At 31.1% G+C, this 11,893-nt stretch carries 11 protein-coding genes; 9 read left to right on the top strand and 2 right to left on the bottom strand.

What is annotated here, in order from left to right; translation table 11 throughout:
- Positions 1-95 precede the first annotated feature (95 nt).
- Together ACH5TX_RS17555 and ACH5TX_RS17560 are read left to right on the top strand one after the other, a co-directional pair.
- The gene (locus ACH5TX_RS17555; RefSeq protein WP_439340796.1) at positions 96-608 is read left to right on the top strand and encodes a lipocalin family protein; all 513 of its coding nucleotides are present in this window, start codon (positions 96-98) and stop codon (positions 606-608) included.
- A gap of 121 nt (positions 609-729) precedes the next feature.
- Complete coding sequence (locus ACH5TX_RS17560; RefSeq protein WP_439340797.1) at positions 730-1,959, top strand: class I SAM-dependent rRNA methyltransferase; 1,230 nt, start codon at positions 730-732, stop codon at positions 1,957-1,959.
- A 14-nt stretch (positions 1,960-1,973) separates the two neighbouring features.
- Here the strand turns inward: ACH5TX_RS17560 and ACH5TX_RS17565 are convergent, their stop codons facing one another.
- On the bottom strand, positions 1,974-2,477 hold the full coding sequence (locus ACH5TX_RS17565; protein WP_439340798.1) for a nicotinate-nucleotide adenylyltransferase: 504 nt from the start codon (positions 2,475-2,477) through the stop codon (positions 1,974-1,976).
- Between the two features lie 173 nt (positions 2,478-2,650).
- On the opposite strand from ACH5TX_RS17565, the gene ACH5TX_RS17570 reads away from it, so the two are divergent.
- Positions 2,651-3,598: an NAD(P)H-dependent flavin oxidoreductase gene (locus tag ACH5TX_RS17570; protein ID WP_439340799.1), complete on the top strand. Its 948-nt coding sequence runs from the start codon at positions 2,651-2,653 to the stop codon at positions 3,596-3,598.
- On the opposite strand, the gene ACH5TX_RS17575 is transcribed toward ACH5TX_RS17570, so the two are convergent.
- On the bottom strand, positions 3,599-3,943 hold the full coding sequence (locus ACH5TX_RS17575) for a hypothetical protein (RefSeq protein ID WP_439340800.1): 345 nt from the start codon (positions 3,941-3,943) through the stop codon (positions 3,599-3,601).
- Positions 3,944-4,075: 132 nt separating this feature from the next.
- Here ACH5TX_RS17575 and ACH5TX_RS17580 point away from each other — a divergent pair, with 132 nt between their 5' ends.
- From ACH5TX_RS17580 to ACH5TX_RS17605, 6 genes are all read left to right on the top strand, one after another.
- Positions 4,076-5,062, top strand: coding sequence for an aldo/keto reductase (locus tag ACH5TX_RS17580; RefSeq protein WP_439340801.1), 987 nt, complete (start codon positions 4,076-4,078; stop codon positions 5,060-5,062).
- Between the two features lie 75 nt (positions 5,063-5,137).
- Complete coding sequence (locus tag ACH5TX_RS17585; RefSeq protein ID WP_439340802.1) at positions 5,138-6,076, top strand: family 43 glycosylhydrolase; 939 nt, start codon at positions 5,138-5,140, stop codon at positions 6,074-6,076.
- A gap of 11 nt (positions 6,077-6,087) precedes the next feature.
- Positions 6,088-8,031, top strand: a complete 1,944-nt coding sequence (locus ACH5TX_RS17590) for a DUF5060 domain-containing protein (RefSeq protein ID WP_439340803.1) — start codon at positions 6,088-6,090, stop codon at positions 8,029-8,031.
- A gap of 165 nt (positions 8,032-8,196) precedes the next feature.
- Positions 8,197-9,855, top strand: a complete 1,659-nt coding sequence (locus ACH5TX_RS17595; protein WP_439340804.1) for a DUF5060 domain-containing protein — start codon at positions 8,197-8,199, stop codon at positions 9,853-9,855.
- Positions 9,856-10,030: 175 nt separating this feature from the next.
- Entirely contained in the window at positions 10,031-11,158 is a 1,128-nt protein-coding gene (locus tag ACH5TX_RS17600) for an alkaline phosphatase (protein ID WP_439340805.1), read from the top strand.
- Between the two features lie 81 nt (positions 11,159-11,239).
- A complete protein-coding gene (locus tag ACH5TX_RS17605) occupies positions 11,240-11,857 on the top strand; it encodes a MarC family protein (RefSeq protein ID WP_439340806.1) in 618 nt (205 codons plus the stop codon).
- Positions 11,858-11,893 lie beyond the last annotated feature (36 nt).

The following is an 11,893-nucleotide window of genomic DNA, read 5'->3' on the forward strand; positions in this document are numbered from 1 at the left end:
CAACCATTATTGGTTGCGTTTTTTTGTGAAAAAAGTAAAGCTTTTAACTTGCTTTTTTGTAAATTTACCTACAAATTCACCAACCCCAAAAAATCATGAAAAAAATTACAATTTTATTTATTGCAGTATCCATTTCTTTATTTTCTTGCTCTAGTGAAGATTCAAGCCCTGTAACATCGGGAAATATTCTAGGAACTTGGACAGGAAACTCTATTGACTATAGTGGGACTACAATAACAAATTTTCAAGGACAAACAATTGAAACAGACTATGTAGGAGAATCCTATGATATGGATTATACTTTAACTTTTAATGAAGATCCAAATGTTCTTATTTCAGAAGGTAACTATAGTCTTAAATTAACATCAACCATTTTAGGACAAACTACGGTTCAAAATGTTGAAAATATTGAGTTTTTAGAAGCTGGAACATGGAGTTTAAAAGGCGATGTGCTTACAACATCAGCAGGAGGTAAATCTTATGAATATTCAATCATTGAATTAACAGAGAGTACTCTTAAAATTTCAGTGTCAACAGAAGAAGACTTATCTCAGCAAGGAGCAACTATTACTGCTACAGTAGATGCAGTAATGACCTTTGTTAAATAACAAAAGTTTACATAAGTATTTAAAACGCAACCAGAAATGGTTGCGTTTTTTGTTTAGACTTATTATTCTTCTAACTCAATAAACAAAAAGAAAACTGTTACTTTTGTATCAAATTTCTAATATGTCCTTTTCAATAAAATTAAAGTCAGATTACACTCCTAAGCGTTTAGCAGTAAAGCTTAATGCCAAAGGCGAACAGTTTGTAGTAAAAGGACATCCTTGGGTTTTTTCAGATAATATTATTAAAATAAATACCGATGCCAAATCGGGTGATTTAGCAATCATTTTCGGTAAAAATAAAAACCGTGTTGTTGGTTTAGGTTTGTATGATGCTAATTCTCCTATACGCATTAAAATGTTGCATAGCAGCATTGAAAAGGCAGAGATAAATGCTACTTTTTTTCATAACAAAATAGAAATAGCCTATAACAAACGTCAAAACTTATTAAAAACAAACACGAATAGTTATCGTTTATTATTTGGTGAAAACGATGGTTTTCCTGGGTTAATAGCCGATGTGTATGCTTCTGTTTTAGTGGTTAAAATTTATTCTGAAATATGGCTTCCTTATTTAGATTCTATTATTCCAGGTTTACAAGAAGTTTCAGAAGTAAAAACGGTTGTTATTCGTTTAAGTAGAAGTTTAGAGCAGTCTAAAGCGCACCAACTAAAAAATGGAGATGTTGTTTATGGTGTTTTAGATAACGAAGTGGTTCAGTTTGTAGAGCATGGTGTTAACTTTTCAGCAAATGTTATTAAAGGACATAAAACAGGTTACTTCTTAGATCATCGAGCTAATAGAAAACAAGTAGGAGAGTGGAGTAAGAACAAAACAGTTTTAGATGTGTTCTCTTATGCTGGTGGGTTTTCGGTACATGCTTTATATAATGACGCTAAAGAAGTAACTAGTTTAGATATAAGTAAACAAGCTTTAGAAATTGCTATTGAAAATGGAAAGTTAAATAATTATAAAGGTAAACATAAAACCATTGCTGGTGATGCTTTTGAAGCACTTAGAAAGTTAATTAAAAATAAAGTAACGTTTGATGTTGTTGTAATTGATCCGCCAAGTTTTGCAAAACAAGCATCAGAAATAGATTTAGCAAAAAAGAAATATGCACAATTATCTGAATTAGGTGAAAAACTAACAGCTAAAAATGGGCTGTTAGTTCTAGCTTCATGTTCATCAAGAGTTCTTAGTCAAGCTTTTTTCGATATTAATGGTCAAACCTTAGCATCGTCAAATAGAAAATATGAAGTGATACTAAAAACCCAACACGATGAAGATCATCCTATTGGGTTTCCAGAAGGCGCATATTTAAAATGTGCCTATTATCGTTTTTTAGGTTAATTAATATAGATTTTTTACAAGAATAAACCGTTTTCATTGGTTTTTACTGTAATTATTTCATCTTCATTTTTAATCTTTATTTTATATTCTTGTGTTACTGTGTCTTTTTCGCTTTGGTATTTTATATAATAGGCATCACCTATTATACCCCAATTAGGAAATCGTTTAGCTATAGATTGTAAAACTACTAGAGGTAATCTTACATCATTATAATTTTCTCTAGTTTCAACAATTTTTCCATTTATATTATACACTGCTGTAATTTCTCCTTCAGGAATATTAAAAGATACTTTATATGTGTCATACTCATCATTATACAATGAAGTATATATAGTGTTATTTCTATAGTTTACAACTTTCTCTTCTAAATATTTAACACATTTAGGGGCATTGTTGTGATCTACAGCATTTAAGTATTTGTTGTTTAAATCAATTACTGTTTCTGATAATTCGACTGTTTGAGCATTTGTTAACGTGATTAATCCTAAAAAGAGGAAACCTAATATTATTTTTTTCATGATATACTGGTATTTAGTTTATAGTATAAAATTAGATATATAGGTATAATAATAAAATGATAAATGTCATGAAATCAGTGTTTTATGGTTGTTTTTGTTGGAGTATTTATAACTAATTGATTATCAGTTACTATGCATGCATAATATTTTGCTATATTTGAATAAAAATAATTATGGCTACAAAACTCACTAAGCTTTTAAGTATAAAACACCCTATTATTCAGGCTCCTATGTTTTTAGTTTCAAACGTAGCAATGGTAAAAGAGGCTATGCTGGGAGGTATTGCAGGATGTATTCCTGCATTAAATTATAGAACACTCGACGAGTTAAAAATAGCCTTAAGAGAGTTAAAAGCAGCTAAGCCTAAAGAAGGAGCTTTTGGTTTTAATTTAATAGTAAATAAATCAAACTTAAAATATAAAGAGCAACTACGTGCTATTTGTGAAGAAGGCTGTGATTTTATAATTACATCTTTAGGTAGTCCAGAGGAAACCATAAATCAAGCTCATAAAGTAGGAATTAAAGTTTTTTGTGATGTAGTCGATTTAAAATTCGCAAAAAAGGTAGAAGCTTTAGGCGCCGATGCTATTATTGCGGTTAATAATAAAGCAGGAGGACATAGAGGTAATGAAACACCAAAAGTACTTATTGAAGATCTTAGTAAAAATTGTAGTATTCCAATAATTTCAGCCGGAGGAGTAGGCTGTAAAGCAGATATTGATGCTATGCTAAGTTATGGGGCAGAAGGTGTTTCAGTTGGAAGTCCGTTTATAGCATCTGTAGAAGCAGGCGTTACAGAAGAATATAAGCAAGCTTGTGTCGATTATGGAGCAGATGATATTGTTATGACCGAACGTATTTCTGGAACACCTTGTACCGTTATTAATACACCATATGTGCAAAAAATTGGAACAAAACAAACTTGGTTAGAATCGATCTTAAATAAAAATAGAAAACTTAAAAAATGGGTTAAAATGATTCGCTTTTCAATAGGCATGAATGCTACTAAAAACGCAGCAACTAAAGCAACTTATAAAACGGTTTGGGTAGCTGGTCCTAGTATTGAGCATACTCATAAAATTCTACCAACAAAAGATATTATTAGACGTTTAATTCTTTGATTAAAGAAATCTCTTTGTTTTTTTCTTTTTCTTGTTGCCAACAAATAAACTAATAGTTGTGCTAGCAATTAATCCACCAGTGGTGGTTGCTATAACTTCACCAGTGTCAAATCTTTCATTTTCACTTACATCAATAAGTTCTTTTGTAACTCCTGCTAATGCAGAAATACCAAGGCTGTACCAAAATGCTTTTTTCTTGTTTTTAGTAGTTGCATAGATAAAGGTATACGTAGTTGCTGAAATTAACGCTCCTGCACCTAGATGCAATTTGTCATCTGTAGATATAAACTGCGCATTACATACACCTGTATACATTAAGGCTAAAATTAAAACAATTACTTTCATAAATATTTTTTTATTTCAAACATGAAAAGTATTCTAATAATTTAAGAATAGCTTTTAATATTCGTTTGTATAAATATATTAACGATAAAGTGTTAAAAATCTTTAAATTTGATTTTAAATTATATAAAAATAATGAAAAACAGAAGATTAGGGAGTAACGGATTTAATATAAGTGAGGTTGGTTTAGGTTGTTGGCAATTAGGAGCCGATTGGGGAAAAGACATCTCTAAAGAAAACGCTTTTAGTATTTTAAACGAAGCTGTTAAAAATGGTATTACATTTTTTGATACAGCAGATGTTTATGGTGATGGAAAAAGTGAAGCTTTAATTGGTGAATTTTTAAAAACCTGCGATAAGCCAATACATGTAGCTACAAAGTTTGGTAGAGCAGGAAATGCATATCCAGATAAATATTCAAAAGCAGTTTTAAGAAAAACTATTGAAGAATCAATAGAACGATTAGGAGTTAATTCAATAGATTTATTACAACTTCATTGTATTCCTACTCAATATTTAAGAGATGGTGATATTTTTGATTGGTTGCGCGAATTACAACAAGAAGGCTTAATAAAACATTTTGGAGCAAGTGTAGAAACTGTTGAAGAAGGTTTAATTTGTATGGAACAAGAAGGCTTATTATCACTACAAGTTATTTTTAATGTATTCCGTCAAAAATTAGTAAACGAATTATTTCCAAAAGCAGAAGAAAAAGGCGTTGGTATTATTGTGCGTTTACCATTAGCTAGTGGCTTACTTACTGGAAAATTTAATGCTGAAACTATTTTTCCAGAAACCGATCATAGAAATTTTAATAGAAATGGAGAATGTTTCAATGTTGGTGAAACTTTTGCAGGTCTACCATTTGAAAAAGGATTAGATATTGTAGAAAATATTAAAAAAGATATTTTACCAAGTGATTTGTCTATGGTACAATTGGCATTACGATGGATTTTAGATCATGATGCTGTGAGTACTATTATTCCTGGTGCAAGTTCAACAAATCAAGTCATTTCAAATGCTGAAGTTTCTAATTTAGATGTTTTGTCTTCTGAAACACATGAGGCTTTAATTCATTTATATAAAACAACTATTCATAGTGAAATTCGTGGTGGATATTAATATTTAAGATAAAGTTATTTTCATTTAATATATTCGTAACAACCAATTAAAAACCAACCAAAGACTATAATAATTATGAATAGATTTTCATTGTCAGCTATCTGTTTTTTATTAGGGAGTCAAGTTTTTTCTCAAAACCCATTTATTACACATATGTATACTGCCGATCCCTCAGCCCGGGTTTTTAACGATACATTGTATGTTTACCCATCTCATGATAAAGACGATGCTGTAAAATTTACTATGGAAGATTGGCATGTGTTTTCCACTACTGATATGGAAACATGGACAGACCACGGTAAAGCATTTTCTTTAGATAACCTTAATTGGGCAAGTTCTCAGGCTTGGGCACCAGATTGCATCAAGAGAAATGGTAAATATTATTTTTATTATCCTGTAGAGCATAGTAAAATTGGTGTTGCCGTTGGTAATAAACCCACAGGTCCATTCGTAGATCCGTTAAGTAAGCCATTAATTCATACTAATACAGAAGGTGTGGTTTGTAATCGCGATTTTATTGATCCTGCTGTTTTTATAGATGATGACGGACAAGCTTATTTATATATGGGGCAACTGGTTGTAAATGCTATAAAACTAAATCAAGATATGATTTCTTATGATGGAGAAGTTCATTTATTAGAAGGAACCGATGATTTTTTTGAAGCCATTTGGATGCATAAATACAAAGGCAAATATTATTTATCTTATGTAGGCGAAAGTGGTGAGATTAAATACGGAATGAGCAATAATCCGTTGGGGCCTTTTGAGTATAAAGGTGTTATTTTACCTAAAATGAATAGTGGTACAAATCATCATTCTATTGTTGAATATAAAGGGCAATGGTATATGTTTTATCATAATTCAGATTTGTATTATAAAAATAATCCAGATGTTGAACGTAAGTTTGGTTGGGGACATAAATCGAGTCCACATCCATATCGAAGATCTATTTGTTTTGATAAACTATTTTATAATGAAGATGGAACCATAAAACCAGTCATACCAACCAAATAACTAAACACAAAATGAGAATTACTTATTTAATTTTTTTAACCTTTGCTTTTGCAGTATTTAGTTGTGCAAAGCCAGAACCGCTAGAGCAAATTGGCTTGTATCGCACGTTCGAGAAAACTTTAGAGAATACCAATGTGTATGCTAATAAGTTTAATGATGTTCAATTGAATACAACTTTCATTTCACCTTCAGGAAAAACAACCGAGTTTTTTGGTTTTTTTGATGGAGATGGAAAAGGTGGAAGAGATGCATCTACAGGTAATATTTGGAAAATGCGTTTTATTCCGAATGAAATTGGCATATGGACATACAAATGGAGCTGGAGTGATGCGACTGAAGGCGGAAAAGCAAAGTTTGAATGCATTTCAGAAGAAGCAGGTAAAGGTGTTTTACAAGCTTATAAAGAAAATTCGATAGAAATTAAAAGAGATACAACAATACTTATACAAAATGATACAACTAAGGTGTACACCTTCAATCCAGTAGAATGGAATATAAAGCAAGGGGTTGTAACTGATGCCGAAGCTTTAGAAAATACTAAAAATATTAATCTAGCACTGCTTGACTATAAGCAAACCGGTAAAGAAGTTTTTGAAATAGGAAGTTTAGATGCTTATTTTAAGGTAGATGTTTATAGTACAAATAGGCAAAAAAACACTAGAGTTTCAATAAAAATACCATCAAATACTCATTTTAAAATGAGTAGTGATACTTTTTTAAGAGTGCAACCAACAGCTGCTCCTGCTTATACTTTGTTATCTGCTACAAGAGAAGATAATGTGTTAATAACTGGGGGTAATTTAATTGGTGATAGATATGAGCATGATTATAGTCCTGTTAATGATGATAAAGGTCGTCAACGTAATGAGCATGGTTATGGTTTTTTAATTTGGTTTATTGGTACTCATAACGCAGTAGTTGATGGAGTTTATACTTTTGGTTCTATAGGAGAAAATATATCTTGTCATGGTACAACTGTTAGAAATCGAGACGGAACTATTAAAATGGGTGAGCGTGAAACTTATAATCTTCTAATAAAAAATTGTATTATTGATGAAGCAAGGAGAAATGGTATTAGTTGTTTAGATGGAACAAAAATAATTATAGATAACTGTGATTTTATAAACACAGGAAAAGGTGAGCAAGCTTATGATGTTGAAGGTAATAGAATATTTAGTAGTTCGGGTACACCTCCATGTTATGCTATTGATTTAGAGGTTTATAGGGAGCGAGATGATGATGGTACATTATTAGAAACATCTAAATTAACTGATATAGTAATAAAAAACTCTCATTTTACCGGTAGTGGTAAAGGTGATATAGATTTATATACTGTTAGTAATGTTTTAATTGAAAATAATTATTTTGAAAGTTGGATAGCTAATATAGCGGCTAACGATATTATTATTAGAAATAACGTATTTATAGGTAATAACAATACAGGAAAGACACCTTCTAAATATGCTATTCTTTTAAAATCTAACATAAATGATTTAGGAGAAGAAATGAACTATAATTATAAAATTTATAATAATTTAATTACAGGTTATTTTAATGCTTTTACGCTAAGTGGAGATAATTATGACGTTTATAATAATGTTATTTCAGATTTTCAATCAGGATTAATGATAGGGGCTCTGTCTAATTCAAAAATACATGATAATGTTTATAATTCTTCATATGAATTAAGCTATGGGCTAAAGTCTAGAGCTACAAAGGCAGGAGTAAACACTGTAATATATAATGAAAAATTTAATGTAAATCACAGACCGATAGATTTTAGAAGATTTAATTCTGATGGTTTAAATCAATTAATAATTAAAGATTGTGTTTTTAACACATCAAATACTAATTTTAAGTTACATGTTACTGATTCAAATAATATATTATTTCAAAATATAACTACAAATACAGATTTTGATTTAAAAGGATCTATTAATATAATTGTCGAATGACTATAATAATTGAATTTCTGAATTTGTTTTATGAGACTTAAATTTAAACTAAAAAGTAATTAGATAAATAGTGATATTGATGTCTAAGTATATTTATGTATATTTTTATATAAATTATAAAGTTATTTCATAACCAGTCATGCCAACCAAATAACTTACCACAAAATGAGAATTACTTATTTAATTTTTTTAACCATTGCTTTTACCGCATTTAGTTGTGCAAAACCAGAACCTTTAGAGCAAATTGGTTTGCATCGCACGTTCGAGAAAACTTTAGAGAATACCAATGTGTATACTAATAAGTTTGCAGATGTTGAATTGAATACAACTTTCATTTCGCCTTCAGGAAAAACAACTGAGTTTTTTGGTTTTTTTGATGGCGATGGAAAAGGTGGAGGCGATGTTACTACAGGCAATATTTGGAAAATGCGTTTCATTCCAAATGAAATAGGCGTGTGGACATACAAATGGCATTGGAGTGATGCTACTGAAGGTGGACAAGCAAAGTTTGAATGTTCTTCAGTTAAAGCAGGTAAAGGTATTTTACAAGCCTACAAAGAAAATCCGAGGTGGTTTGCTTATAATGGAGAAGAACCTGTTTGGTTAAAATCGTATTATGAAAGTGGTCATGGCTCTATTGCACAGCCTTTAGATTGGGTTACAGAAAATGTATACCAACCTATGATAGATCATGGGTATAATCATTTACAAGTTAATTGGCTATTATCTTTATGCTGTTTCGAGCAATATTATCATGATGGACCAGAACCAACAACGCAAGACTTAACATTGTATAAAGAAGGCAAAGCATCAAGTACCATGCGTTTAGATGTCTGGAAACTTATGGAAAACCATGTAGAATGGTTAAATAACAAAAACATAGGCTTACACATGTTTCTTGGTTTTGATGGCAGTAGAAATGATGGCCCAAAATGGACAAGTTTAAGTGATGCTGAAAAAGATTTTTATGTACGTTATGTAGTTGCCAGATTAGCACCTTATGCAAATATTGCAGGTTGGGGCTATGTTTGGGAAGTTCCGGGAGACAGACAAGAAGAAGAACTTGGTTGGGCACAATTAGTTAAAAAATACGATGTGTTTAATCATTTACGTACTTATGAAGATGAGTACCCCATTAATAACGAATACCATCGTGAAGCATACAATTTTGCTGCTATAGAAAATCATTATATATTTTCTGAAGAACGGGATATAGATAGACCTTATTGGAAAGAGCCTTGGACACATCATGAGGCATGTTTAGCTGGCTATGTTCCTGGAAAACCTGTATATATGATTGAAGGAAACGCACTATGGAGACGTTTTTGGCAGAAACGCACAAAGGCAACCTTAGACGATTTACGTCAAGCAGCTTGGGCATGTGTCACTGCTGGTGCTTCTTTTAATTGGTGCGGACAAGCAGGCGAAGATGAGCTGGTCGCTTTTGGTCCTGAAGGTTTACCGTTTTTTAAAGATGATAATCCGTACTTAGCGTCTACTTTAGAATTAGATATTTTAAGTGATGTCATGATGAATGAGATTATATTTCACAAGATGAATCCAACGGATGCTTTACTATCTAATCATGATGCTAAAAAAGTGTGGTGTTTATCTGAAAACGGAAACCAATACTTAGTGTTTACAACAAGTGGAAATCCGTTTGATTTACAATTAGAAGCAGGTGATTATAAAAATGCTATTTGGTTAGATGCTAAAACAGGTAATAAAACAACTTTAGATGCTATTTCTATACCCAATAACGAATCTGTTACTTTTACAGCACCAAATACTTTAACCGATTGGGTTTTGATTGTTAAGAAATAAAAAAAAACGAAAATGTTGTGATGTTTCAGTCATTCCTCTTTTCGACAAGACAAACGTATGGTTTTACATTATCGAGTCATTTCTGCTTTAGGAGGAATTGTATAAAAATCAAAAAAAACATTTTAGTGACATTGATTTAATTAACTTTATCGCTTCAAATTTTAATATATAAATAATGAAATTCATAAAGTATATTTTGTTCATTAGTATCATTGCTTTTTGTTCTTGTAAGCCTACCGAAACGTTAACAGAAACCAAAAAGAATACACCTAAAAACGTCATTCTTTTAATAGGTGATGGTACTGGTTTGTCACAGGTGTCTTCAGCTTTTTATTTTAAAGAAACAGCGCCTAATTATGGTCGTTTTAAACATATTGGATTAATTAATACGTCTTCTTCTAGTCATGATATTACTGACTCTGCAGCTGGAGCTACGGCCTTTGCAGCTGGTGTAAAAACATATAATGGGGCCATTGGTGTTACTAAAGATTCAACAGAGGTAACCTCCTTGGTCGAAATTGTATCACCATTACAGATTAAAACTGGTGTTATATCTACATCATCTTTAACGCACGCAACACCTGCTAGTTTTTTAGCACATGCTTTAAGTAGAAATTTTGATGAAGAAATTGCCTCAGATATAGTAGAATCTGATATTGATTTTCTTGCTGGTGGTGGAATTAAGTTTTTTAATAAAAGGAAAGACGAAAGAAATCTTTTTGATGATTTAACGGCTAAATCATTTAAAATTGACACAACAGCTTTGGGTAGTATTGAAAGTATAAAATCGGCATCAAAGTTTGCATATGTATTGGGTGAAAAACATATGCCGGCAGTAGCAAAAGGAAGAGGTGATTTTTTACCTAATGCAACAGAACTTGGAATTCAATTTTTGAATAAAGATAATTCTAATTTCTTTTTAATGGTTGAAGGTTCTCAGGTAGATTGGGGCGGACATGCTAACGATAGCGATTTTCTTATTTCAGAATTAATAGATTTTGATAATGCTATTGGAAAAGCACTAGATTTTGCCAAACGCGATGGGAATACTTTAGTTATTGTAACTGCCGATCACGAAACAGGAGGATTTACGCTGGCATCTACAAAGAAAAAAGATGAAGACGGCAAAGAATATAGCGATTATAACGATATTACTCCAACATTCTCTACAGGAGGGCACTCAGCAACTCTAATCCCTGTATTTGCTTATGGTCCAGGAGCTGAAGAATTTATTGGTGTGTATCAAAACAATGAGATTTTTCATAAAATATTAAGGGTTACTAACTGGAAACCTAAGAACTAAGCTTTCAACATTAATATAAACACTTTACCAGTCTTGATAAATTAAAAAAAGGATGATTGGTTAATAACTTTAGGAGATTAAATGGATAATATTTTATCATTTTCATTTACAGTATTTACAGGTTTTTTCGCTATTACAAATCCAATTTCTAATATGACGATATTTATGTCGTTGGTTGGAGATTCCGATGAGAAGACTAAGCGAGATATTAGTAGAAAAGCTGCTTTTGTGGCTTTTATAATTGTGGTGCTTTTTGTTGTTTTAGGAAACTTTATTTTTCAATTTTTTGGTATAACCATTCCAGCTTTTAAGATAACAGGTGGTATTTTAATTTTTTATGTTGGTTTTGAAATGTTGGAGTCTAAAAAATCAAACGTTAAGCATTTAAACAAAACGAATATAGATGAAGATATTGCTATTTCTCCATTGGCTATACCCATTATTGCGGGGCCAGGTACTATTGTAACCGCTATGAATTTTGTGTCTAATGCTAATTTTATTAAAATAGGCATCGTTATTTTAATTTATGCTATTATGTGTTTTTTAAATTATACGGCCTTTAATTTAAGTGATTTTATTGTTAAAAAACTTGGCAGAAATGTAATATCTGTAATTGGTAAAATTATGGGGCTTATTATTGCTATTATTGGTACCAACATGATAATTCAAGGCTTAAAAATTTCTTTTAATTTGGTGTAGCTAAAAATTTGATTCTCTGGGCTGGGTACTAAATTT

Origin of the sequence: Thalassobellus citreus (assembly GCF_044385915.1) — a bacterium.
In the GTDB taxonomy this organism is placed as follows: Bacteria; Bacteroidota; Bacteroidia; order Flavobacteriales; family Flavobacteriaceae; genus Thalassobellus; species Thalassobellus citreus.

Bases quoted from the DNA above. Each gene is read 5' to 3' on its own strand.
- ACH5TX_RS17560 (WP_439340797.1), top strand. From the start codon at position 730: ATGTCCTTTTCAATAAAATTAAAGTCAGATTACACTCCTAAGCGTTTA.
- ACH5TX_RS17555 (WP_439340796.1), top strand. From the start codon at position 96: ATGAAAAAAATTACAATTTTATTTATTGCAGTATCCATTTCTTTATTT.
- ACH5TX_RS17595 (WP_439340804.1), top strand. From the start codon at position 8,197: ATGAGAATTACTTATTTAATTTTTTTAACCATTGCTTTTACCGCATTT.
- ACH5TX_RS17590 (WP_439340803.1), top strand. From the start codon at position 6,088: ATGAGAATTACTTATTTAATTTTTTTAACCTTTGCTTTTGCAGTATTT.
- ACH5TX_RS17565 (WP_439340798.1), bottom strand. From the start codon at position 2,477: ATGAAAAAAATAATATTAGGTTTCCTCTTTTTAGGATTAATCACGTTA.
- ACH5TX_RS17585 (WP_439340802.1), top strand. From the start codon at position 5,138: ATGAATAGATTTTCATTGTCAGCTATCTGTTTTTTATTAGGGAGTCAA.
- ACH5TX_RS17605 (WP_439340806.1), top strand. From the start codon at position 11,240: ATGGATAATATTTTATCATTTTCATTTACAGTATTTACAGGTTTTTTC.
- ACH5TX_RS17580 (WP_439340801.1), top strand. From the start codon at position 4,076: ATGAAAAACAGAAGATTAGGGAGTAACGGATTTAATATAAGTGAGGTT.
- ACH5TX_RS17600 (WP_439340805.1), top strand. From the start codon at position 10,031: ATGAAATTCATAAAGTATATTTTGTTCATTAGTATCATTGCTTTTTGT.
- ACH5TX_RS17575 (WP_439340800.1), bottom strand. From the start codon at position 3,943: ATGAAAGTAATTGTTTTAATTTTAGCCTTAATGTATACAGGTGTATGT.
- ACH5TX_RS17570 (WP_439340799.1), top strand. From the start codon at position 2,651: ATGGCTACAAAACTCACTAAGCTTTTAAGTATAAAACACCCTATTATT.